Annotated in this window: 21 protein-coding genes and 1 other annotated feature; of the genes, 15 read left to right on the top strand and 6 right to left on the bottom strand. The window is 40.6% G+C overall.

Annotation, left to right across the window (positions count from 1 at the left end; translation table 11 throughout):
• Nucleotides 1–431: 431 nt before the first annotated feature.
• From ACOZ9X_RS13565 to lysS, 6 genes are all read left to right on the top strand, one after another.
• On the top strand, nt 432–3548 hold the full coding sequence (locus ACOZ9X_RS13565; RefSeq protein WP_423418644.1) for a GNAT family N-acetyltransferase: 3117 nt from the start codon (nt 432–434) through the stop codon (nt 3546–3548).
• A gap of 13 nt (nt 3549–3561) precedes the next feature.
• Nucleotides 3562–4419, top strand: a complete 858-nt coding sequence (locus ACOZ9X_RS13570) for an amidohydrolase family protein (protein WP_423418645.1) — start codon at nt 3562–3564, stop codon at nt 4417–4419.
• A 97-nt stretch (nt 4420–4516) separates the two neighbouring features.
• Nucleotides 4517–5089 (top strand): GNAT family N-acetyltransferase, encoded by a 573-nt coding sequence (locus tag ACOZ9X_RS13575; RefSeq protein ID WP_423418646.1) that lies wholly within the window; start codon nt 4517–4519, stop codon nt 5087–5089.
• Between the two features lie 35 nt (nt 5090–5124).
• Nucleotides 5125–5463, top strand: a complete 339-nt coding sequence (locus ACOZ9X_RS13580; protein ID WP_423418647.1) for a hypothetical protein — start codon at nt 5125–5127, stop codon at nt 5461–5463.
• A gap of 173 nt (nt 5464–5636) precedes the next feature.
• Nucleotides 5637–6242, top strand: coding sequence for a hypothetical protein (locus ACOZ9X_RS13585; protein ID WP_423418648.1), 606 nt, complete (start codon nt 5637–5639; stop codon nt 6240–6242).
• 47 nt (nt 6243–6289) lie between these two features.
• Nucleotides 6290–6564 (top strand) — a binding site (T-box leader).
• A gap of 67 nt (nt 6565–6631) precedes the next feature.
• Nucleotides 6632–8179, top strand: a complete 1548-nt coding sequence (gene lysS, locus ACOZ9X_RS13590; protein ID WP_423418649.1) for a lysine--tRNA ligase — start codon at nt 6632–6634, stop codon at nt 8177–8179.
• A 175-nt stretch (nt 8180–8354) separates the two neighbouring features.
• Here the strand turns inward: lysS and ACOZ9X_RS13595 are convergent, their stop codons facing one another.
• Complete coding sequence (locus ACOZ9X_RS13595) at nt 8355–8834, bottom strand: DUF1641 domain-containing protein (protein WP_423418650.1); 480 nt, start codon at nt 8832–8834, stop codon at nt 8355–8357.
• Between the two features lie 15 nt (nt 8835–8849).
• Nucleotides 8850–11777 (bottom strand): formate dehydrogenase subunit alpha, encoded by a 2928-nt coding sequence (gene fdhF / locus ACOZ9X_RS13600; protein WP_423418953.1) that lies wholly within the window; start codon nt 11775–11777, stop codon nt 8850–8852.
• Between the two features lie 394 nt (nt 11778–12171).
• Between fdhF and ACOZ9X_RS13605 the strand changes: the two genes are divergently transcribed.
• On the top strand, nt 12172–12516 hold the full coding sequence (locus ACOZ9X_RS13605; protein WP_137790251.1) for a DUF2294 domain-containing protein: 345 nt from the start codon (nt 12172–12174) through the stop codon (nt 12514–12516).
• A gap of 18 nt (nt 12517–12534) precedes the next feature.
• Nucleotides 12535–13332: a formate dehydrogenase accessory sulfurtransferase FdhD gene (fdhD, locus tag ACOZ9X_RS13610; RefSeq protein WP_423418651.1), complete on the top strand. Its 798-nt coding sequence runs from the start codon at nt 12535–12537 to the stop codon at nt 13330–13332.
• Nucleotides 13333–13376: 44 nt separating this feature from the next.
• Here fdhD and ACOZ9X_RS13615 read toward each other — a convergent pair whose 3' ends face one another.
• The gene (locus ACOZ9X_RS13615; protein ID WP_423418652.1) at nt 13377–15041 is read right to left on the bottom strand and encodes a serine hydrolase; all 1665 of its coding nucleotides are present in this window, start codon (nt 15039–15041) and stop codon (nt 13377–13379) included.
• Between the two features lie 218 nt (nt 15042–15259).
• Between ACOZ9X_RS13615 and mraY the strand changes: the two genes are divergently transcribed.
• Complete coding sequence (mraY, locus tag ACOZ9X_RS13620) at nt 15260–16213, top strand: phospho-N-acetylmuramoyl-pentapeptide-transferase (RefSeq protein ID WP_423418653.1); 954 nt, start codon at nt 15260–15262, stop codon at nt 16211–16213.
• A gap of 333 nt (nt 16214–16546) precedes the next feature.
• Here the strand turns inward: mraY and ACOZ9X_RS13625 are convergent, their stop codons facing one another.
• Both ACOZ9X_RS13625 and ACOZ9X_RS13630 read right to left on the bottom strand, forming a co-directional pair.
• On the bottom strand, nt 16547–17728 hold the full coding sequence (locus ACOZ9X_RS13625; protein WP_423418654.1) for an endonuclease: 1182 nt from the start codon (nt 17726–17728) through the stop codon (nt 16547–16549).
• A 191-nt stretch (nt 17729–17919) separates the two neighbouring features.
• Complete coding sequence (locus ACOZ9X_RS13630; RefSeq protein WP_197222237.1) at nt 17920–18480, bottom strand: GNAT family N-acetyltransferase; 561 nt, start codon at nt 18478–18480, stop codon at nt 17920–17922.
• 115 nt (nt 18481–18595) lie between these two features.
• Here ACOZ9X_RS13630 and ACOZ9X_RS13635 point away from each other — a divergent pair, with 115 nt between their 5' ends.
• Both ACOZ9X_RS13635 and ACOZ9X_RS13640 read left to right on the top strand, forming a co-directional pair.
• Complete coding sequence (locus ACOZ9X_RS13635) at nt 18596–18940, top strand: winged helix-turn-helix transcriptional regulator (RefSeq protein WP_197222238.1); 345 nt, start codon at nt 18596–18598, stop codon at nt 18938–18940.
• The gene (locus ACOZ9X_RS13640) at nt 18933–19115 is read left to right on the top strand and encodes a cysteine-rich CWC family protein (RefSeq protein ID WP_423418655.1); all 183 of its coding nucleotides are present in this window, start codon (nt 18933–18935) and stop codon (nt 19113–19115) included. Before ACOZ9X_RS13635 ends, ACOZ9X_RS13640 begins: the two co-directional genes overlap by 8 nt.
• Before the next feature lie 31 nt (nt 19116–19146).
• Here ACOZ9X_RS13640 and ACOZ9X_RS13645 read toward each other — a convergent pair whose 3' ends face one another.
• Nucleotides 19147–20208 (bottom strand): DctP family TRAP transporter solute-binding subunit, encoded by a 1062-nt coding sequence (locus ACOZ9X_RS13645; protein ID WP_197222240.1) that lies wholly within the window; start codon nt 20206–20208, stop codon nt 19147–19149.
• Between the two features lie 96 nt (nt 20209–20304).
• Here ACOZ9X_RS13645 and ACOZ9X_RS13650 point away from each other — a divergent pair, with 96 nt between their 5' ends.
• The 4 genes from ACOZ9X_RS13650 (at nt 20305) to ACOZ9X_RS13665 (ending at nt 25210) form a co-directional block, all read left to right on the top strand.
• Complete coding sequence (locus tag ACOZ9X_RS13650; protein ID WP_423418656.1) at nt 20305–21903, top strand: ATP-binding protein; 1599 nt, start codon at nt 20305–20307, stop codon at nt 21901–21903.
• Nucleotides 21896–22579, top strand: coding sequence for a response regulator (locus ACOZ9X_RS13655; RefSeq protein ID WP_423418657.1), 684 nt, complete (start codon nt 21896–21898; stop codon nt 22577–22579). Before ACOZ9X_RS13650 ends, ACOZ9X_RS13655 begins: the two co-directional genes overlap by 8 nt.
• 205 nt (nt 22580–22784) lie before the next feature.
• A complete protein-coding gene (dctP, locus tag ACOZ9X_RS13660) occupies nt 22785–24056 on the top strand; it encodes a C4-dicarboxylate transporter DctP (protein ID WP_144702023.1) in 1272 nt (423 codons plus the stop codon).
• An 86-nt stretch (nt 24057–24142) separates the two neighbouring features.
• Nucleotides 24143–25210 carry an NAD(P)H-dependent flavin oxidoreductase gene (locus ACOZ9X_RS13665; protein ID WP_423418658.1) on the top strand — a complete coding sequence of 356 codons (1068 nt, stop codon included), beginning with the start codon at nt 24143–24145 and terminating at the stop codon, nt 25208–25210.
• Nucleotides 25211–25248: the final 38 nt, after the last annotated feature.

Raw genomic sequence — 25248 nt, forward strand, 5'->3', positions numbered from 1 at the left:
TGCAAAAGAGCCTTATTTATTAATACAAATTATTGATTAAATTTATTTTAGAAAATAAGCCTGTAAGCTAGCGCAACAGTTAAAAAATAAATATTCGGAAAATTATATTTACTTTTATATCCATTTGTTTTACAATACAAGAGACAAGGAAAATATTTCAAGATAAGGAGGCGTTGGACATGATTAAATTTTTTGACACTACAAAAACAACATTATACTGTCCAATACACAACCTTCTTAATGAGAACTCAATCTGTTAATGAAACGTGAATCAGAGCCTCAGGATGTGTATACATTCTGGGGCCTTTTTATGTATTTTTGTACCTAAAAGTCACCCATCTATTTTCTGGGTGGCTTTTTATTTTGAAGAAGCTGTGTAGATTGAAACAACGATACGATATTGAATATTGAAAAGGCGGAGGTTAGAAAAAATGGAAGTATTGAACACGCAGATTACTGATCAGATCACGATAGTAGAATATGATCCAAGCTATGCAGCAGCAGTCGCTGAAATGTGGAATAAGAGTCAAGATGGCTGGGGCGGCGGCAACTCGATCATGACGGAAGAACAAGTATTAAAGAAAGAATCGAACTCATCAAACCTCCATTTATATCTTGCACTCGATGGAGATAAGGTCGTAGGTTATTGCAGTTTAGGAGAATATAGAGAAGATGAGGGAGCACTCTACATCCCGTTACTTAATGTAAGAGGAGATTATCATGGCAAGAAGATCGGCAAAAAGCTTGTACTAAAAGCACTAGAAAAAGCGATTGAAATGAAGTGGCCGCGTTTGGATCTTTACACATGGCCAGGGAACACAAAGGCAGTTCCACTATATAAAAAATGCGGCTTTTTTTGGGAAGATCGGGATGACACGACACATCTTATGAACTTCATGCCTTCTGTGATGCAAACAGAAGCGGTTTTGGCTTATTTTACAGATGGAAGATGGTACGAAAACAGTACTCGTACGATTGAAACGATCCCTGATGGAAACAACGAAAATGAATTTCATTATTATGAGTATGCTTGGAATCATGAGACTCTAGGTAACTTGAAGATGGAATTTGAGCGCTTTGGAAGAGGGCTTCGCTCAATTGAAACAGATGATTATAAAATCTCAGCGGTTGTTGAACACTTTAATCTTGTTTTTGGATCTGAATACAAGATTCGATACCACATGATCAATAAAACAGGTATGCCGTTAACCGTAGAGATCCAAGGTGTGGACGATAAGAACATTCAGTTTGCAACTTCAAAAAAAATCACGGTTCAAAAGGAAGAAGAGATTGAGATTCCTTTTGTGGTAAATCCGATTACTGAAGATCAGAGTGTATGGAGAACGCACCCAGCTGTTACTTCTCAATTACTGATCAATGGGAAGAAAGCGGAATTTAAAGTAGGTATCCGTCCTAAGTATCCCGTTAAGTTAAGCTGTAACACGCCAGGGAACCTTAGTTTTGTTGGTAGTTCTTCTCAACTTTATTTTAACTTTGAAAATAACTTTGATGAACAAGTCACATTTAGCTTTGAACTTCCATCATCAGAATTGGTTACCATTCAGAATCGAAAAGTGAGTGTTACTTTGGCACCGAAAGGAAAGCAATCGGTATCTGTTCCTTTCATGATAAAAAAGAATGGGTTTTACTCTGCCGAAGTCCAAATCACCGCAACGAAATCCAATGGAGATACCGTTACTTTTATGAAAAAGTTAGGTATAGCATTGCAGGGAATTGGTGCTAAATTTGCTGGAGAATGTGACGGTTTTTATCACGTATGCAACGGGCAATATACATTAAAACTAGATAAATTCAACAACTGGATCGCACCTAGTAAAGGTGATGTGGATTACAAATTGGCATTTATGGTGCCTCAGCTCGGCAAACCTTTCTCAGAAGAGATAACGCGTCTTCGTCCTGAAAAAATTGAATCATTGCAAGAAGATGGTTACGCAGGATTAAGAGCAACCTTTCAATCACAGGCTTTTCCAGAATTGCAGCTTGCAACTGTTGTGAAATTGTACGGTGAAGGTCTAGTAGAAAGGTACGATGAAGTAACAAATATTAGCGATGTAGAAACAGCCGCAGAAGTATGGCTGAATACACCGATTATGTGTCCTATGTTAGATAAAGGTGTATTGCCTTACGAGGGGAAATACGTTGAACTCAATGATTCGATGGGATCTGGTTTATCTTATTGGGATCCTAGTAAACTTACGGAAAATTGGCTTTTTCTTCGTGGGAATAATAACCCTAGAGGCATTTCATGGCCGAGAGAGGGGAAAGTGAACTTCTCCAGTTGGTTCATGTATTTTGAAAATAAGTTAGGCAAATTAGCTCCACAAGAAACAGTAGCGACAAAACCAATCACGATGACAATTGGGGCTTTCCGTGATTGGCAATCGTTCAGAGAATTTGCTACGCAAAAGAATGATAAACCAGCCAGTTTGACCAATCACATGAACGTATCGGTTAACGGGGGAAATCCTTTTATTGATAATGGTGAGTGCAAAGCAGTTGTGAGAGATTATAAGTCTTCGTTTTTTAACGGGTTTATAGAAATGAAGCTAGACGATGAGATTCTTCAGAGTCATTTATTCGCTTCTGATGAAGAGTTAACACAGGCCGAGTTTGATATTGAATTGCCTAACGATAGGAGTATTCATGTATTAACTTCTAAAATGAATTTAGGTGCTGTTCATGTTACACGACAATCAGCCGCTTTTGTGATGAAGGATCAAGCCGTTCAGTTGGAAAAGTCAATAAAAGATGGTCTGGAAGTGTACTCCGTAGATAATGGAGAAATGAAGATCTCTGCTTCAGCACAGTTCGCACCATCATTGTTCTCTCTTCAATTCAGAGACCAAGAGTGGATGGATTCACCATTTCCAAAACCAACACCAAAATCGTGGTGGAATCCTTGGTTCGGCGGTATAGCAGGCCTCCTAGAAGGCACGAGTCTTCATTCCTTGTTAAAAGAAGAATGCACTGTTGAATTTGTCGAAAAGAAAGATAACAAGGGGAATGAGTGGAAAGGTCTTAAAGTATCTACCCATTATAAAAAACACGAGGCGTTTAAAGGTGTTCAAATTCACAAGTACTTCTTGATGCTGCCAGGAGTTTCGGTACTCTGCCATACAACGGAAATTGACCAAAACATGGAAAGTTATCTGGATGGTAAGAACTTTTACACAGGATGTTTCTTAAATCCAGGACCAGAGCCTGCAAAGAGTTGGGGAAGTTTTCAGGCTAAAAATGGGGAGTGGACCATGGTTTCTGGTGCGAAAGGTGAGCAGGAAATGACTGTAGAACGCAGCGTGATTTACGGTTCTGATGATCATGAGAACCTGCTTCAAATTGTAGCGGACCAAAACGCTACACAAGTTGATTCTTATATCAATTTAGAAGTCATTGAGCTTGGATACTCAGAAAAGGTGAGCCTTGAGCACGGTGCTAAGCAATACACGTCACCGGTGTTTTATGTATTTAATGAAAGAGTTATTCCAGATACAGCATTAGAAGATCTGAAGAAAATTAAATTCAACTAGAAAGGGCGAACTCATGAAAATTATCGATGCACACATGCATTTTTCAAACATTGAAAGCTTTAAATATACGGCAACGAATCTATCTAAACTTGACTATTCGTATGAAGGGATCATCAAAGAGTATCGAGAATCTGGCGTAGTGCTTGGCATCGCGATGGGGTTAACAGAAAAAGAGGTAGAGGGTTTTCCAGACCCTCTAGCCCCAACTCCGATGGGGATCGATCTGGATAAGCAAATCCCTGAGAACGTCGTGTATTGTGCAGGCATCAATCCGTATCACTTAGGTGAGAGTGAATTGATACAGCTTGAAGAAACGGTTCAGCGGCCTGAAGTTGTTGGTATTAAGATCTACCTCGGTTATTATCCGTACTATGCGTATGATGAGGTGTATCAGCCAGTTTATAAGCTAGCGGCTAAATACAGTTTGCCAGTCGTATTTCACACGGGTGATACCTATTCAGAGCGAGGTTTGTTGAAGTACTCTCATCCCCTCACGCTAGATGAAGTAGCAGTTATGCACCGTGATGTAAACTTCATGATGGCGCATTTCGGTGATCCATGGACGTTAGACGGAGCAGAAGTTGTTTACAAGAATCGTAATATGTATGCCGATCTGTCAGGACTAGTTGTTGGTACAAGAGAAGATATTACAAGATACAAAGATTCACCACGATTCTTCAATCACTTGCGCCATGCCTTAACGTTCACGGATAACTATGAAAAGTTTTTGTTCGGAACAGACTGGCCACTTGTGCCAGTGCAGCCATACATGGACTTTATAAAAGAGATCATTCCTGAAGAATATCATGAAGATGTTTTTTACAACACGGCGGTAAAGATATTCCCGAAGATTAAGGCGTTCTTAAAATAATATACAGTTGTGAGAGGGGTGATGCCAATGGTAAGAATCTGCGGTTTTTATAGTGAACAATTTAATAGATTACAAGCCGAAAGAAGGGATCACCACTATGATATCCGGAAAAAAAGTAGAGTTACGACCAGTTTCACTCGAAGATCATAAGCGAACCTACCACTGGCGAAATGATAAAGAAACCGCTACATTTGATGCAGGTTCTGGTTATTATCGATATAGTCATGTGCCACTGGAACAGATCGAAGCAAGCTATGAAAAAGATATTCGTACCATTGATAAACGTGAAGTAGGAGAGTTCTCGATCTATACAAGAGGGGAAGACGCGCGTCATATTGGTTCGATCGGATACCGAAGCCTAGATATTATCGCGCGGCGATGTGTAGTAGGAATCGGGATTGGTGAGAAGGAACTTTGGGGTAAAGGATATGGGACCGATGCGTTAAGAGCTTTACTGCATTATCTATTTAATACGATGAATTTAAAACGTGTTCAACTGGATACATGGAGTGGTAACGCACGCGCGATACGCGCCTATGAGAAGTGTGGTTTTGTAGTTGAGGGACGACTCAGAAATGATGCTTATATTGATGGCAAGTACTATGACACGATTGTTATGGGGGTTTTGAGGGAGGAGTTTGAGTTTAATAATGAAATAGTGGTTAACTAGATGGTAGTGGAATGCTGATTTAGCTAGGAGTAATCATGATAGAATTGATCAGAATTGGTGTCATAATGATTCTAACTTGCCAGGCATCTTATTTTATATTACTTATTTTACTTTACGGTACTATGATGCACTGGTATGAATGGGGTACATATCCTAAACCTAGTAATACTTTTGAGAAAACCGTGAATTTCTTAACGGCACTCGTATTTGGTGTCGCTTATTGGGCAGGTTTAAAAGTAAAAAAGAAAAAATGGTTTTTGAGACCTGTGTATCTTACTGGTTATTTATTTGTTTATATCATCCTCGCAGTGATTGCCTTTAAACTGATAAATTCTGTTCTCATTTACTTTGAGAGGAATGTTTCATTTTTTTAGGGTAAAGAACTTCGGACGAGTCAAATGTTATAGTTTGTAATGACTACGATTCTGTAAAAGGTAGTGTATTTAAACAACACAAACGCAAGGATAGGACTTATAAGGTCCTATCCTTTTTTTGCAGGTACCATGAAACTAAACATTGTTGTTTATCGACTAATACTTGAGGGGGATTGGTTGATGTGAAGAATTCCATAAGTGTTATTATCTGGGGAATGCTAGTATTAATGCTTTTTTTAAAGACTGAAGTTGTTCAAGCAACAAGTTGGGCAGAGCTTGAACCAGAGGAAGTTCACAAAAGAGCTGATGTAATTGTAGTAGGACAGTATGATTTTACGAGTAAACCACAAGGAAGAAATATGGTTTTTACGAGTTATGAATTCAATGTCCAAAAGGTGTTTAAAGGAGATGTGACCCCAAAAATAAGGGCAGGCATTGATGGATATGACGTAGGTTGGGCGGATGAGTTTCAAAAAGATGGCGGAGAGTTTTTGCTCTTTTTTGATAAAAATAAGGAATTTAGCTTCTTAACACCGGTCGGGGGACCTAATGGAATGATTCAAATTTCAGAGGGTAAAGTACAACATCATAATATTACAAGCAGAGCATATTATGAGGAATTTCTTAAAGAACAAAGAGAAAAACCTATCGTGAAAACAAGTAATGAATCAGTTTTGAACAGCAATAATAAGTATTTGTATATCAGCTTAATCGTCTTCTTTATAGGTATAGGACTATTCATTCTTTCTAAGAGGTTTACAAAAATCAATAAAAAATAGTTTTGACATCTTCCACAAAACTGATTATACTAATAAAAATTTAACAGTTTATGGCTATGAAGAGAAAAAGTAGTTAAGCATCATTATTTCCAGAGAGCTCTTGGGTGGTGGGAAAGAGCAATAATACTTTAACGAAAAAAAGACTCTGAGCTTTGTACGGATGCAGAGGTATTTTTGCTGATACTACAACGGGATCTCCCGTTATAGAGATAGGGTATACGCAAGTGATTCTTTTTCATTGCCGTACCTGAAGAGGTTGATATGGTGACATATGAACAAACTGAGGTGGTACCGCGAACGCTAATAAGCTCTCGTCCTCAAGATGAATAATCTTGGGGGTGAGGGCTTTTTTTGTTTTTCTTTCATAAAGAATGAGGAGTGATTTAAATATGCATTGGGCATTTCGTATAGCAGAAGAATTAATTAGAAAGCACCCAGATCGTGAGACGTTTGTTTGTGCGTCAGGCATCAGTCCATCAGGCTCGGTTCATATCGGAAATTTTAGAGAAGTGGTTACCACATATTTTGTTGTAAGGGCATTGCAACAGCTAGGAAAGAAAACACGTTTTATCTTTTCATGGGATGATTTTGATCGTTTTCGTAAGGTCCCGAAAAATGTTGATCCTACTTTTGAGCAATATATTGGAATGCCATACTCAGAAATTCCATGTCCGTTTGGGTGCCACAGTTCTTACGCTGAGCACTTTGAAAAAGAGTTTGAACAGTCATTGAGAGAGTTCGGAATTGTTCCTGATTTTATTTATCAAAGCAAGGAGTATGGGTCAAGTAGGTATCAAACTCAAATCGTTCATGCTCTTCAAAATCGTAAACAGATCTATGATATATTAATGAATTTTAAAACTAGTGAACACAGTATGGAAGAGCGAGAGAGATTTTATCCCATTAATGTGTATTGTGAAGTTTGCAGGAAAGATACAGTACACATTCACGAATTTCAAAATGAAAGATTAAGCTACACTTGTTCATGTGGTCACTCAAACTCTATCGAAATAGCAATAGCGACTAACATCAAGTTGAATTGGAAAGTGGATTGGCCGATGAGATGGCAGGCAGAAGATGTCGTGTTTGAACCGGGTGGGAGAGACCATTCATCTGCTACTGGAAGCTTTAATGTTTCCAAGGAGATTGCGTCGCACATCTATAACTTTCAAGCACCAGAGTACGAACCGTATGATTTCATTAGTATTAAAGGATCTGGTGGGAAGATGTCTAGTTCTTCAGGAAACAATATTACACCCGGTGAGTTATTGAAGATCTATACACCAGAGGTCATTCTTTTCATGTTTGCCAAGTATCAGCCGAATGCACCTTTTCATATTGGGTTAGATGATGACGTGATCAGGAACTATACAGAATATGAGAGATTTAGTCATACCGATCAAGTTCTGATGAAAGAGGAGATAAGAGCTGCGTTGGACTTGTCAGCTGTGGCTCCTGGAACACGACGAGCTCCAAGATTTAGTCATGTAGCGAGCATCTTACCGCTAGTAAATTTTGAAGTCTCATTAGTGCGTGTCGTATTGGGAAGAACAGGTGAGGAATATACGTTGGAAGAGGTACGAAAAGTTTGTGAAAGAGTAGAGTATTGGTTGAGAAACTGGTGTCCTGATAAAGTGCTTTGCGTTAATGAAGAAAAGAATGAAAAATATTATGATTTACTGACTGATACGGAGAAGGATTGGATTGAAGGGTTTGTTAGTGTTTTGCAGTATGAAGCTAATCTAACTGATGAGGAGCTGATGAGAAGAGTTTACGATATTTGTCATGTGGATGATCCCAAAATGAAAAGAAACAACCAAAAAAGGTTGTTCAGCATTATCTATCAACTTGTATTGAACCGCAATAGCGGTCCGCGCATACCTTTACTTCTTCATTCAGTAGGGAAAGAACGGTTGATAGCTTTACTGCAACATTAATACTTTCCACCTTTGGGAGATTTACTGTCCAGTTTTTAAATAATACTGTCCATTTCTGAAGATTTACTGTCCACTTTTACAAAAATACTGCCCACTTTCAAATAAATACTGTCCATTCGACAATTCAGCCATAATAAAGGGTGACGCCCCACCGGAGCATCACCTTTCCTCATGATCACTTCTTCAATTCCTGACCCATACCCTTCAAAAAATGAAGTCCAAAGCCGATCGCTCGATTAATGTCAGGGTCCTTCAGCGACTTTACAAGATCAAACGCTCCGACCTTCTTATCGCTCTCCACAAACTCTTCACCTTGCTTCAAGCCAACAACAACACTATCGAGCAGCTTAGCCGTAACTTCTGGATCCATTTTCGTCAGAACACCAGCAGCACCCATCAAGTTGTTGATCATGTTCGTAACGGGTTCTCGTGTTGCTTGACCGAGTGCGATGCTTGCGATTTTATCTTTTGCGACGAGCATGGAGTTTGCCGCTTCCAATGCGCCAATTTTATCTAGCTCTCCAATAAAATCAAGGGCCTTAGAGAGAGCAGCATCTTTCTCCGCTAATGCTTTTTGCAGTTCTGTTAGCTTCTCTTGCTGAATCTGCTCTTCGGTTTTGATGTTCTTTTTGATAACCGTAGTTGGTTGTGCCATATAATTCCCGCCCCCTTACACTTCGTCCGTCAGGTGAACATAGCCCGGACGGTTCCATTTACGCTGTACTTCAACACCGTTTTGCGGATAGCGTTTTTTATTTCTTGGATTGTTGCCAGGAAGCTTCACTTCACCTTCACGGCTGATGATCTCCATTCGTACCTTCGTCTGTTTGTAAGCTGGTGTATGTGTACGATGATCAACAGCTGGACCAGTTAAAAAGTTGATCGCCGTCTCGTTATTCACAGAGTTCATCGGAAGATACAGCTCGTTGTTTTTAACACGATCTGTAACAAGTGCGTTTAACTTTACAGCTCCAAACGGCGAGATCAACCGTACGACTGATCCATCGATCACACCGCGTTCTTCTGCAAGACTAGGTGATACTTCAACGAAAACATCTGGCACTTTATGCTGAATGCCTTTTGATTTATTCGTCAGATTGCCTTCATGGAAATGTTCGAGCATGCGCCCGTTGTTGATATGAAGGTCGAACTCTTCCGGAAACTCAGCTGGATGCATCCAGTCAGATAATGCGAAACGGGCTTTTTTATCAGGGAAGTTAAAGCCTTCCGTGTAGAGAAGCGGTGTGCTCTTACCGCTGAAATCACCCCAAAGGAAACTGCCCCAGCCTTCTAGCACATCATAGTTTGCTTCTCCAAACAGTGGAGCAAGTCCAGCCATCTCTTCAAAAATTTCGCCCGGATGACTATAGTTCCAATCGCCGCCCATTCGGATGGCGATCGCTTGGATAATTTCCCAGTCAGGACGAGATCCTCCTGTTGTAGGTAGGGCTTGATACAAACGCTGCACACGACGTTCCGTGTTCGTAAATGTTCCTTCTTTTTCTAGAGAAGGAGCTGCAGGCAGAACGACATCCGCGTATTGTGCGGTTTTCGTTAAGAAGATGTCTTGAACGACAAAGAATTCAAGCTGACTGAGCATCTCATGAACATGGTTTGAGTTTGAATCAACTAAGGCCATATCTTCACCAACTAGATACATCGATTTAATCTCGCCCGTTCCGATGCCTTCGACCATCTGGATGTTGTCTTTACCAGGTTTGCTATTAATCGTTACGCCGTATGCTTTTTCAAATTTCGCTCGAGCGAGGTCATCGGTAATGTGCTGATACCCAGGAAGCCAAGCAGGTAACGTACCCATATCGCAAGCACCTTGAACGTTGTTGTGACCACGAAGCGGGTAAGCACCAGCACCTGGACGACGATAGTTGCCGGTTGCTAACAGCAAGTTCGAGATGGCAGCAGAAGTGTCACTTCCACCCGTGTTTTGCGTTACACCCATTCCCCAAAGGACACATGTGCCATCAGCGTCACGAATCATTTTCGCCACATCAATGATTGTTTCTTGTGAAAGACCCGTAATTTCTTCTGCATATTCAAGCGTATATTTTTCAAGTACTTCTTTAAACTCGTCTAAGTAATGAACATTCTCTTCAATAAATTTCTGATCGTGCCAGCCTTGATCGATCATGTACTTCGTAACGGCCATGAGCCAAACTTGGTCTGTGCCTTGCTTTGGGCTCATGAAAATATCTGAGCGTTCAGCTAGTTCATGTTTACGAAGGTCAGCTACGATTAATTTTTGTCCGTGCAGCTTATGTGCACGCTTTACACGAGTGGCAAGAACAGGATGTCCTTCTGTCGGATTCGCACCAACGACGATGACAAGACCAGCTTGCGCGATATCCTGAATCGTTCCTGCGTCACCACCCATACCGACCGTGCGGAACAATCCGTCGGTTGCAGGGGACTGACAATAACGAGAGCAGTTGTCAACATTGTTTGTTCCGATGATCTGACGAGCGAACTTTTGCATCAAATAGTTTTCTTCATTTGTGATTTTAGATGATGAAACAAAGCCAAGTGCGTTGCTGCCGTGTTTTTCTTTTATCGTGCTCATCTTATCAGCTATTACTGTAAGTGCTTCGTCCCAAGTGGATTCTACAAAAACGCCGTCTTTACGAATAAGTGGGGTAGTGAGGCGTTCTTCGCTATTTACGAAATCCCAGCCGAACTTTCCTTTGACACAGGTTGAGATTGCGTTCACAGGACCTTCACTTGGTTCTACTTTTAAGATCTTTCTGCCTTTCGTCCATACTTCAAACGAACAGCCGACACCACAGAACGTACAAACGGTTTTTGTCTTTTTCGTACGTGTTTCACGCATAGCGGCTTCCACTTCAGAAATCGCGAAAATGCCACTATACCCAGGCTCAACTTCTTTTACAAGTTCGACCATCGGCTCAAGTAGATCTTCTTTCAATCCCGTCATGAAGCCCGCTTCGCCAAGCATTGATTTTTCCATAAGAGCGTTACACGGACAGACGGTTACACATTGTCCGCAGCTGACACACGAAGAATCGTCGATACTTGATCCGGCATCCCAAATTACGCGTGGACGTTCGCGTTCCCAGTCAATCGAAAGGGTTTCGTTCACCTGCAGGTTTTGACACACCTCTACACACTGACCGCACGTGATACATTGGTTGGCATCATAACGGTAAAACGGGTGAGACATATCAAGGTCCACCGGCTCTTCTTTAGGCGAGTAAGGAACCGCTTGGTGTTCGATTTCCATTAGTTCTGCTGTGTTATGCAGCTTACAATTGCCGTTATTGTTATCACAAACCGTGCAATAGAGAAGGTGGTTTTCCAGCAAACGGTCCATCGCCTCATTCTGCGCGTCCTTTGCTCTTGTAGAAGAGCGCTCGATCGCCATACCGTCGAGTGCCATTGTTGAACACGAGCGCATCAGCTTGCCATCGACCTCCACGATACATGTATCACACGTTTCAATCGGATCAACTTGTGGCGTGTAACAAATTTGAGGGTGAGTTAGTTCGTTTTTATTTATAATATCTAGAATGGATGTGCCAGAAGGAGCTTCGTATTTGTTGCCGTCGATTGTAATTTGAATCATCTTATCCATTAAGAATCTTCCTTTCGTTAGATACTTCTAATCATCGTAAACCTTACTGATTGTACAAAAAAATCCACCACGAAAGCACAAATTCTATAGACGTACAGAAAATGTGAGTTCATGGTGGAATAGTGTAATAGCAGGTCATACCATTAGGCCAATCCAGCATTGGATCTCTTTTATTTGGAATAAAAGAGGGATCATTATGTAATTTAGAGATGGAAGAAAAAACAGTGTGAACGATTTTCTCTACCAACTTTTCTCCTTTATTATAGCGTTTACATGATCAAGAAACAACAAGACTTGTATTCTAGCTTTTCATTTTTATCACGTGCGAAAAGTAAGTACATCATGTATGATTAGTAAAAAATGGAGAAATAGTGGTGATGTTCGAATGACGAAGAAAGTACATGACTTTAATGATATTATTCGTAAACTCCGTAAGAACTTATTAGGAAAAGGACCTGAGAAAATTCATACGGTCTTTGTGGAAAACATGGCGATCTCAACTATGTACGGAAATTTAACACCAACTGAAAAATTCATTGCCCGAACGGCTGAAGGCAAGGAGATGGTGCATGCTGCAAGGACTCGTCTGATTCAGGACGTTTACGCAACAGCTCCACCCGATGGATTAGAAGATGTGACCGGTGCAAAATTCGTTCATCTGTTCTCAGATTTTAAAGTGGATGAAGACATGGCGGTGTCTGTATTTGTTTTTGATAAACCGATCGCGTAGCGAAGGGGTGATTGTCTTATGAAACCGATTGTGACTAAGCGCAGCATTCTGCAGATTAAGAACGGACATGCAGTGAACATAGAAGACACTATCGTAACCGAGCTTCCTGTAACGATCAAGATCAATGGGGAAGAATTTGTTACGATGGTATGCAGCCCTGAGTACATTGAAGATATGGTCGTAGGCTATCTCGCTTCTGAAGGAATTATCAGAAACTATAAAGATATTAAAGACCTATGGGTGCAGGAAGACGGTGGCTTTGTACACGTGACGACAGATCGCTTGAACCCTGTGTATCAAAATTTGCAGAATAAAAGATACATAACTTCATGCTGTGGCATGAGCAGGCAAGGCTTTGTTTTTGCTAATGACGCACGAACAGCGAAAACTATGAATGAAGTCAGGGTGAAAATTAAGCCTGAAGACTGCTTTCGATTGATGCGAGAGATGCAGAAGGGGGCAGGGGTTTTCCAAGAAACAGGCGGTGTGCATAACGCAGCACTGTGTGATGTGAACGGAATTGTGCTGAGCCGAATGGACATCGGACGTCACAATGCACTGGATAAAATCTACGGATACTGCTTGAAGAATGATATTTTCATAGGAAATAAGATTCTCGTGTTCAGTGGTAGGATTTCTTCTGAGATCTTGTTAAAAGTGGCCAAGATCGGCTGTGAGATCGTCCTCTCAAAATCAGCACCAACAGAATTTGCTCTGCAATCAGCCGATGAACTCGGAATTACGACGGTTGGTTTTGTAAGAGGAGATTCTATGAATGTGTATACACGCCCTGAGCGGATTGTTGTGAAAAATTAAATAAAAGCAGTTCCACCAATTACAGCGGAACTGCTTTCTGTGTTTTACCAACCACGTTCTATCCAATCGTTTTGAACAACGGCTAATCGTTTTTTCTTTCCTCTCTGATCACTTCCGTATACATCATCTACATACCATCCTCTGCCGTTAACAGATGCATCAGTTTCATAGAGGAAACGAACAAACTTTGTTCCTTCAGGGAGCTTTACTTTTTCACAATCCCATGTTTCTTCTTTTCCGGTATAAGTGTTTGGTAAGGTTGTCCAAGTTTCATTGTCTCTTGAAACTTGAACAGAGCCTTTATCGCTTCCATCTTCAATACTGAACCAATTGTTATAATGAAGAGTATCCTGATTTTTACCGACTTCAAATGTTAATCCTTTTTTCAGGTTATCGCCATATCCTGAAAACCAACCTTTATCTCTGTGATGAAAAGGAACTGAAATTGCATCGGCTGTTAGTTGTGCGACCTTACGTCGTATCGGATTCATTGAGACCGTCGCTCGTGAAGGATGGACACGATTCGTTAAGGTAAGTACAATCGTTTTATTCTTTGGCGAGACAACCATAGATGTACCGGTATATCCAGTGTGTCCGAGTGTTTCTTCATTACTAAGAGCGTCCATATACCAACCTTGATTTAACTCCCAGCCTAGCCCGTGTGAGTTGGTTGGAAACTGAGGAAGCTGATTTTCTGTTAATAAGCTAACCGTTTCTGGCTTTAGAATCTGTGTTTTACCATACTTTCCGTCCTGTAAAATCATGTGTCCAAAGATGGCGAGGTCTTTAGCGGTTGAAAAGACACCGGCATGTCCTGCTACGCCATCTAAACTCCATGCGTTCTCATCATGCACACTGCCCCAAACCATGCCGCGTCCGATTGCTGGCTGATATTCTGTTGCTGCGATCCGATCACGAAGTTCTGCAGAAGGATTATACATCGTATCTTTCATTCCGAGTGGTTCAGTGATGTTCTTTTTTACATAGTCATCGAGACGTTGACCTGACAACCTTTCAACTAAAACACCAAGCGTAATTAAATTTAAGTCACTGTATGTATAAGTTGTACCAGGCTTATTTTTTAACCCGTACTTTAAAGCAATCTGCAACCGTTCCTCGCGATTTGCTCCCATGCTGTATAGAGGAATCCATGCTGTAAAACCGGAAGTATGTGTCATAATCTGCCGAATGGTTACGTTCTCTTTTCCGTTTTCGTTAAACTCTGGAATATATTTTCCGACAGGATCATCTAGATTGAACTTTCCTTGTTCATAAAGCTTCATTGCAGCTGTTGTTGTGAAGAGCTTGGAGATGGAGGCGATATCAAAAATAGTGTCTTTTTTCATCTCAACAGGCTGATCCATTTCTGTGAACTGATCGTCAATGTAGCGCGCGGAATAGCCATAGGCATCATGTTTTGCGATGCTACCGCTTCTAGCGATGAGAACGACAGCGCTTGGCATGGTTCGTTTCTCAATCTCACTTTTAATAAACGGACCAATTTGCTCTAGTGGTTCTCTCTTTAGTGAGGCACTTTCAGGTGTTCCAGGATGTAGAACAGGTGATGCTTTAGAGGGCTGGTTCCAGTCACCGTGATGTGTTCGATTATTATGATTGGAGGAACCTTCTGCAAAAATAGCAGGAGTGAAACTGGATAACAACATGGCTGTACTTAGCATGGTACATACTAAAACACGTTTTCCTCTCATGAGTCATTCTCCTTATTCTGAATATTCTTACACTTACTTACAGTAGCAAGCCCTCGTTGAGGTGTCTATCACTCGGAAGTCCCACAGCATTTTGTACTAGTTAAATTGTAGAGAAATTGTAGGGGGTCTGACCCGGGTCAGACCCCCTACAATTTAAAGGAACTTTTCATCTTTTCTCGAATAGATACAGAGGAGAAATAAGAGAGGAGATTACAATTGTGTTGTTACAGCTAGCACCTGCTTTTATCACATTTTTGTTAACTGTAATATTTGCCCCTCTGTTGATACTGACATTTAAAAAACTAAAGCTCACACAGCCCATTCGAGTGGAACTTCCTCAAGATCATCAGGAAAAAAAGGGGACGCCCTTAATGTTAGGTAGTGTATTTTTTGTAGGGATTTTCGTCGCGCTTTATTATTACACGACAAGTCCCATTATGATCTTTCTAATAGCAACGTTTATACTGTTTAGTTTTATTGGTTTTCTAGATGATTTTTGGAAAGCTTCAAAACAAGATCCTGGCGGGGTATCAGGAAAAACAAAACTGAAATTTCAGTTCGCGTTCACTATTGTTCTCTTATATGTCGGCATCGATCTTTTCAATATTGATACAAGCATACGGGTGACGGAATCATTTAACATTGTTCTTCCTTACATCATTTACCTCGTCCTGATCACGCTGTTTATTGTCGGGACGGCCAATGCTATTAATTTTACCGATGGAATGGACGGACTTCTAGGTATGGTTGCGATTCCTACATACTTCTTTTTCTTTGTAATCAGTGAGTATACGGAAGTGAAAGTCTTTTGCTTAGTCATGATCGCTACAATTCTAGGATTCTTAATCTATAATCTGTATCCGGCAAAAGCGTTCATGGGTGATACGGGATCCCTCGCTATTGGAGGAACCTTATCGTTCCTTGCCATCATTGAGAACGTGGAGATCTTAATTCCAATTCTGTTTATTATCTATCTTGCAGAACAGCTTTCAGTCATCATTCAAGTCGCGTATTTTAAACGAACAAAAAAGAAGCTGTTCCGGTTCACACCCATACATTATCACTATGGTATTAAGTATGGATGGTCAGAAAATATGATCGTAACCGTGTTTGCGATGGTTTCTTGGGCGGCATGTGGTATTTGTCTCTTCTATTATGAATTATTCATGTAAAACTAGTTTATTGGGGTTACACTCTGCCCTTTTAAGCTGGTTTTATTTTTTATTGAAGGATTTTGATGTGGAAAACGGCCGATGAGGTGAAAAAGAAGCATTTATAGGTGGAACGAGGTTCATTACAGGTGAAAGTAGAGAAATTAGCGGTTAATCCATATGAATCTCAGGTGAAAACACATCATTTACCGGTGAACGTGTAACAAAAATAAAAACACGTACCGTAAAACGACGTAAACAATACATCATCATCCATCACATAACTAAACAAAGAGCAGACTCTAAAAATGGAGTCTGCCCTTCGATATAGGGATTGGCGTCATAGCTAATTTCCTACCAGATTTCCTCAGCCCATTCTGGGTGATCGATGAATGGATTGCGGTTATGCTGGAATTGTTCATAAATGATGTTGTTTCGGTTCCGTTCCCAGTTATCGACCGGATCCTCTAAGTGCCACTGAAGCAACACAGACATTTTACCGTGATAAGGAGCCGTTCCGTTATTGACGTTGTTGTTCAATTCAAGTTGTGGTTCACCGCTGTCACCTTCATAACGAACAGCCATGTAAAACAGCATGCGGGCAACATCGCCTTTTACTGCATCGCGCGGTTCCCATGAGTCGCTGTCATAATAGTTTCCAAGTGCTTCAGAATGCTGTGTGCCACCGTTATCAAAATCAAGGTTTCCACGAGAGCTGTTTACACTCACATCTGTTGGGCGCAAGTGGTGGATATCCGTTCCTGGACCCATCGCTGTTCCGAAATCACCGTGTGATTTTGCCCAAACGTGCTCACGGTTCCAATCGTTTACATTCCCACCGTTCGTTGATTTGCTCTGTGAACGGCCCGTGTATAAAAGGATAACATTGTTGCTGTTGTTTGGATCTTGATCGGTTACTTTAAGTGCGTTCCATACGGCATCATAAGAGAGCTCAGTATGATCATCAATAATATTGTGAAGAGCTGTTTTTAATGCTGCTCCCGTTTTTCCTTGAGCAGGATCATAATACGATTCATCAAATGTTGGTGGGTCAGTAGGATCTGTCGGCGGATCTGTTGGAGTTGTACCAGATGCTTTTTCCATAGCTGTTGGATCTTTTAAGCCGGCATGTGAGAAGTAAGCTGCTAGACTTCCCGTTACTTTGATGGATTGGCCTTTTAAAGTAGGGTTTGTTTTTAGACCAAACTGTGATCGGTAAGAAGTTGGAATCTGAACATACACCATGTTAGCTGTGTTTGTTTCAGTAGGACTGTCTGCTAGAGCGAGTGCATAATCGTTTGGATAATTGCTTGTTACCACGGTAGTTGTTGCGGTAGGTTGTCCTACTACATAACCTTGAACAGTCTTTGCAGAATTGTTCTGATTCGAGATACTTTGAGAAACTGAATAAGGACTAGTCCACGATCCATCGCCAGCTGCTTGAAGAGCTGGTATAAATGCTAACGTGCTTACTAATAAAGCAATTACAACTGAGAAAAGTGAAAGAAACTTTTTGTTTTCATGCCTTTTCATCATCAACGCCTCCATCCATTTAGTTTTTACCCCTTGTAGCTTGAATTTCTAGTTGTTTCACATATTTCAAAATGTTGGTGAAACAGGTTTTATTCTACAATACTTTTATTAATTTCATTTTACAGATTTGTAAAACGAGAAAACTAGCTACAAAGGGAGGAACTAAATAGACATAGAAAAACAGTTAAATGGACCTAAAAATTAGTGCGATGTTCATTTTCACTTACTTTCTTACTGTGTAGCACCGTAATGAAACCGTCTAATATCTCATGACTGATTGCGAAACCTTTACGTTGATAAAAGGAAAGTGCGCCATCATTCCCATTGGATACAAAGATAAAATAATCATCCACTTCATCAAAAGAAGTGAGCCAGTTCATAGACATATTAAATAGTTTAGAACCAATCCCATATTGTCTGTACTCATCCTTAATGTAAAACTGAGAAAGGCATCCGACTGCTTTTCTCTGAACAGAATTCATATCAAAGAAGGTAGCGAAATCATTGCGGTACACTTCTTTAGGAGAGATGTTTGCATACACGTATCCCACGAGTTTATTTCTATCTTTAACTACAACGATATAGTTATGCATGGCTTTATGTACAGATGGAACCAAGCGTGTTTCAAAGTTCATAGTGTCAAATAATTCAGGGCTTATGGTGGCTTTTGCTTTTTGATACGTCATAAGTTCATTGCAGAGATTCCGGCAAACCTCCATTTTATAATCAGGAACAATCTCGTAGTGTAACTCCATTTTAATCACTCCCAAACGTAGTACTTACGCTATAATTTTATTACAGAGAAAGACGAAAACAAGTATGCAGTAATTTCTTACTAAGTCAGTAAAAACTGATTAAAGGAGCCTTAACATGAGTGATGAAGGTTATAAGAGAAAAGAGGATTGCCCGTTAACATTTGCTCTAACACTAATCGGGAGTAAATGGAGACTTCCGATCATATGGGCATTGTGGAAGAATAAGACGATACGGTATAACGAACTGAAGCGTCAGGTGGATGGAATCACAAACATGGTTTTATCTCAGTCTTTAAAAGAGATGGAAAAACAAGGACTGGTGGTGCGAACGCAATTCATGGAGATACCTCCTAGGGTGGAATATTCACTAACGGAGGCAGGAGAGGCTTTAATCCCATCGTTAAAATCCTTGGCAGAATGGGGAAAAGAGATGCAGGTAAAGGTGAAAGACCATGTCTGAATGCCCGTTATGTAAGGGAGATAATGTCTGTGCAATTTCAAACGGAAAGAACCCAGAATCGTGTTGGTGTATGAACGTTCAGATTCCAGCTCAACTTCTTGAATGTGCAGCTTACGATCGTGAAACGTGTATTTGCCAAACGTGTGTGGATGAATGGAATAAAAAGGGATGCTGATTATTAAAGAATCAGCACCTGAATTTGTTCTCTAAAAATCTTTATAGGAATTTCTTAATTGAATCATCTTGGAAAGAAGGTCGTCTCCAATCTCACTTTTAAACGCTCGGTAAACGGGCTCCCAACCCTTTGCCCACTCTCTTTTTTCTTCCTCTGTCAGATAATGAATATCGATTGAAGAATTTTTCTCGATTAATGCAAGCTGTTCCTCGTTCATCGCGAAAGATTGAGTCTGGTTCCAGCTAGTAGCTTCATCCAAAGCTTCAGTTATGATTCTTTGCTGCTTCTTCGTAAGATTGCTCCAAAACTCATCATTCATGATTACAGCATACCCTAAAAATCCATGATTGCTTATCGTAAGGTGACTTTGCACATCAAAGAATTTTTTAGAATAGATGTTAGAGATCGTGTTCTCCTCACCGTTTAATTCTCCAGATTCCAATAATCGGTACGTATCGTTAAAATCCAATCCAACTGCTTTAGCTCCAACTTGATCAAATTGATTCTCAAGCACAGAACTAGGCATGATTCGCAGGTTTTGCCCTTTTAGATCATTAGGGTGAACGACAGGCCCGTCGTTTGTTGTAATCTGTTTAAATCCATTGATCCATAACGTAAGGCCTTTCATGTTTTTCTCTTCTAGTGATTGAAGCAACGTGTTCCCAATGTCTCCGTTTAACGCCTTTATAATACTTTCACGAGTAGGCATGGCATAAGGAAGATCAAGAACCTGCCATTTAGGTGAAAATGTGCTTAGCTTTGTCGTAGCAGGTGCGATCATCTGCACATCACCACGCTGCAGCGCTTCAAGTTCTTCTTGATCGGAGTAGAGTCCACCGTTTGGAATCACTTCAATTTTAATCTGACCATTAGATTTCTCGTTTATCCGTTTTGCAAAACGCTGTGCAGCAAGTCCTTTAGGAGTATTCTCTGCAACCACGTGACTAAACTTGATGACAACTTGGTCCTGTATGCCTTTTTGATCATCATCATAGGGAAGTGTTCCTTCGGCCATTTTTGTATGAAAACCAATCCAGATTGATACTCCTAAACCCGCTATCAGTATCAGTGCGATCCCAATGAAAGATTTCATCCATGAATTACCCCAAATCCGTTACTTTTTTAAATAGTCTAACATATTGAAATTGAAATGATACAATAGTGACAATGAAAAGGAGGTTGCTAGTAAATGACGATGAAACGATTACCCATTCGAACAAAAATCATGATCCTAACGTTTGGAATCGTGCTCTATGCCATCCTAATCGGAGGTGTCGTCATTATTGGTAAGATCCTCGATATTCAGGAAGAAGAGCTTGGTAAGCGGGCAATGATTACTTCACGCACCGTGGCACAGCTTCCCGAAGTGAAGAAATACATTCAGATAAATAAGGGTTGGAATGAGATAGAACCAGTCGTTGAAAAGATACGAGTCATTAATGAAGCAGATTATGTCGTGGTCATGGACATGGATCATATCCGATATTCTCATCCTGTTAAAGACATGATTGGTACGGTGTCTAAAGGGAGTGATGAAGGAGCAGCCTTTGCTGACCACACGTTTATTTCGAAAGCAAAGGGAGAGATGGGTACAGCTGTAAGGGCATTTGTTCCCATCAAAAATGATGAGCTAGAGCAGATCGGGGTTGTTGTGGTCGGTCATGTGATACCAGGTTACTACGAAGTGTTTCATGACCTGACAGATGAGATGACTCTTATTCTATTATTGGTTCTCTCGTTCGGTGTGATCGGTTCCTATCTGCTAGCTCGTCATCTTAAACAGCAGATGTTTTATTTAGAACCACACGAGATCGTCCGAATGTTCGAAGAGAGAACAGCAACGTTCCACTCTATGCATGAAGGTGTAATCGCAATTGATAAAGAGGAACTCATCACGATCTTTAATGAAAAAGCAAAAAGTATATTCTCAGTCAGGGGTGACGTTGTCGGAAAACAGATTCGTGAAGTAATACCAGATACGCGTCTTCCAGAGATCATAGAACTGAGTCGTCCTGTTTATAATCAAGAAATTCGAGTAAGTGGAAAAGTGATCATGAGTAACCGAGTGCCGATAAAAGTAAATAACAAGATCGTTGGAGCTGTCGCTATTTTCCAGGATAGAACAGAAGTTGCAAAGATGGCTGAAGAACTGACAGGTGTTAAAGCATTTGTAGAGGCACTACGAGTTCAGAACCACGAGCACATGAACAAGCTTCATACGATCGCAGGGCTTCTTCAGTTAGGCAATTTGAAAAAAGCGATGCAGTATGTTTTTCAGATATCAGAAGAAAAAGGTTCACTCACTCGGTTTTTAAATCAAAGGATCAAGAACGAGAGTCTTGCAGGTCTATTGTTAAGCAAAGTTGGACGCGGAAAAGAACTCGGAATAAAAGTGGATATTGATAATGAGAGCTCACTTAAAACGTTCCCAGATCAACTCGATCAGCATGATTTTGTAACGATCATTGGTAATCTGATAGAGAACGCGTATGACGCTCTAAAAGGAGTTCATGAGGGCAGGATTGATGTTTCCATCGCCCAGGATTCCGAGGCTTGTGCGATTTTGGTCGAGGACAACGGATGCGGAATGAGTCAGGAAGTCCAGCAGCATATGTTTGAAAGAGGATATACGACAAAAGGAAATAGTGGGTCTGGAATCGGGTTGTACCTGATTCGTCAGATTGTAGAAAAAGGTAACGGAGACATAGAAGTAACATCTGAAGAAAACCAGGGAACAAGTATTGTAATAGTATTTCCGATGAATGGTAGAGGTGAAGAGGATGATTGAGATAAAGGTTCTGTTGATTGAAGACGATCCGATGGTCTTAGAGATAAACAAAGCGTTTATTGAAAAAGTAAAGCGATTTAAGGTAATCGATACAGCATCAAATGGAACAGAAGGATTGAAACGTATAAGAAAGCATAAGCCAGATCTCGTCGTACTCGATATCTACATGCCAGAGCAGGATGGGATTGAAACACTTCAGCAGATACGAGCGGAAAAGATTCAGGTAGACGTTATCATTATTACAGCTGCCAACGACTTAGAGACCATCCGTTCTATGATGCAGAACGGCGCGTTCGATTATATTATCAAACCATTTACTTTTGAGCGTATTGAAAAAGCCTTAAACAAATATCGAACGTATCATTCTACCGTGTCACCATCCGGAACAGTTACGCAAAAAGATCTAGATAATCTTTTCTATTCTGAGATACGTGATGTTCCTGTTACGGCGGAGCTTCCTAAAGGGTTGAACGAACTGACGCTTAAACAGATCGCAAGCTTTATAAAATCGCAGGTTGAGGCGAAGTCGGCAGAAGAGGTAGCAGAAGGAATAGGCATCGCACGAGTGACAGCACGAAGATATCTTGAATATTTAGTAAAGAACGGAACGATTCAAATGGATATTCAGTACGGTACGGTCGGACGACCTGTCAATCGATATCTTCTTAAAAAATAGTTGAAGACCAAAAAGACCAAAACGTCCAATAAGTTCTTAATATTCTAATAAATTAATGGAAGCGCTATCATTGTTTTTACAAATGGTAGCGTTTTTCTTTGGCTTGTTAAATTGTATGGAAATTGTCTGGGGTCTGACCCCGGGTCAGACCCCAGACAATTTAACTTTCTAAAAATTCATTTTCAAACTCGAAAGGAGAAGAACAATGAAAAGGTTATTTAAGAACTTAACGTTTCAGGTTTTAACGGCTATCGCCGTAGGTGTACTAGTGGGACTCTTCTGGCCAGATTTTGGGAAACAGATGAAACCTGTAGGAGATACATTTATTAATGCTGTGAAGATGGTGATCGCACCCATTATCTTCTTAACGATCGTACTAGGCATCGCTAAAATGGGTGACATGAAAAAGGTAGGTAAAGTTGGAGGGAAAGCTTTCATCTACTTTGAAATTGTTACGACGCTCGCACTTGTTATTGGATTGATCGTTGTTAACGTGTTAAAACCAGGTGCGGGCTTAGACTTTGATAAGCTTGAGAAAGGTGATGTGTCACAATACACGTCTGAAGAAGGCGGTAAGATCGATTGGATCGAATTCGTTACACATATCGTTCCGAGCAACATGGTTGATGCATTTGCTAAAGGTGATATTCTGCAAGTACTATTCTTTTCCATTCTGTTTGGTGTTGGACTTACGGCACTCGGAAACAGCGGAAAGATCATTATCGAATTCTTTGAAAAGTTGCTGAACGTCTTTTTCAAGATCGTCGGTTATATCATGAAAGCTGCGCCACTTGGAGCGTTCGGTGCGATGGCGTTTACAATAGGAAACTATGGACTAGAGTCACTCGTACCGCTCGGTAAGTTAATGATCGCGGTGTATACGACGATGTTCTTCTTTGTTTTTATCGTGTTGAACCTGATTTGTAAGATGTATGGATTCAGTTTGTGGAAGTATTTGAAATTTATAAAAGAAGAGCTCTTGATCGTACTCGGAACAAGTTCTTCAGAATCGGTTCTGCCACGAATGATGAACAAGATGGAGAAGTTCGGATGCTCGAAATCTGTTGTAGGTCTTGTTATACCAACCGGTTATTCTTTCAACTTAGACGGAACAAGCATCTACCTCTCGATGGCAGTCGTATTTTTAGCTCAAGTATTTGGCATCGATCTCAGTCTAACCCAGCAATTAACCATTATCGCTGTATTGATGCTAACGTCTAAAGGTGCAGCCGCAGTTACAGGTGGTGGGTTCATCGTCCTTGCATCTACGCTAACGGCTATGCAAGTCATTCCTGTTGAAGGGTTGGCACTTCTATTAGGAGTTGACCGTTTCATGAGTGAAGCGCGTGCCATTGTAAACTTAATCGGAAACGGAATTGCAACGATCGTGGTATCTAAAAGTGAAAATGAGTTTGACGAAGGTAAAAGTGAAGAAGCCATTCAGGAGATGTACGAAAATAGAAAAATTGCAGTTTAATGGAGGGAAGAGCTTTAGTCGAAACAGACTAGAGCTCTATCTTTTTGTTATGCTATTTAAAAAGCAGGAAATGGAGGAAGATACGTATGATCTGCAGCATGCTCAATATTAAATATCCAATCATACAAGCGGGTATGGCGGGTGGCCCAACAATACCTGAATTAGTAGCAGAAGTAAGTGAAGCAGGAGCATTAGGAACACTTGGTGCAGGATATATGAGTCCTCAACAAATTAAAACGGCTTTAAAAAATATTCAGCAACTCACACGATCTCCCATTGCTGTGAATCTGTTTCTCCCCGAGCCCGAGACACATAAAATGGACGAGGAAGCTATTCAAGCGATGCAGCAACACTTGAATACATACCGTTCAAAACTTGGAATACCTGAAGTTCATGACATTCCAGATGTGGAGAATTTATTTAAGAAACAGCTCGCCACCGTGATCGAAGCGGGCGTTAAAATAGTTAGTTTTACATTTAATGCGCCGTCTAAAAGATTAGTAGAAGACTTACATGCATTAGAAATGGTTGTTATCGCAACGGCAACTTCTGTTAAAGAAGCGATTCACCTTGAATCCAATGGTGTAGATCTTATCGTTGCACAGGGTGCTGAGGCAGGCGGGCATAGAGGTACATTCTTAAATGGTGAAAGTGAATCTATGATCGGCACGATGGCTCTTGTTCCACAAGTAGTAGACGCTGTTTCATGTCCGGTTGTGGCAGCGGGGGGCATCATGGATGGTAGGGGAATGGCAGCAGCACTAACTTTAGGTGCCTCAGCTGTTCAGCTGGGCACAGCATTTTTGACAGTTAAAGAGAGCGGAGCAAATACCATTCACAAACAGACCATCCTATCTAGTCGTGATACTGACACGAAAATAACAAAAGTTTTCTCTGGAAAAAGTGCGAGAGGCTTTAAGAATAAGATGATGATAGACTTAGAGAGTCATATTCGTGATTTGCCTCCTTATCCACTGCAGCATATGTTAACGTCTGATATTAGAAGAGAAGCAGCTAATCAAGGAAATAAAGAAATGATGTCCATGTGGGCTGGTCAAGCATGTGCTCTAGCGCAAGTAAGGTCTGCTGGTGATTTAGTGAGAAGTTTATTCAATCAATGTGACACTGCAATCGAAAAAGCTACATGGAGATAATATTTTTACGTAACGGTCTATTTTCATCCAAGTTTTAA

This window comes from Fictibacillus nanhaiensis (assembly GCF_049537595.1).
Taxonomy (GTDB): Bacteria; Bacillota; Bacilli; order Bacillales; family Fictibacillaceae; genus Fictibacillus; species Fictibacillus nanhaiensis_F.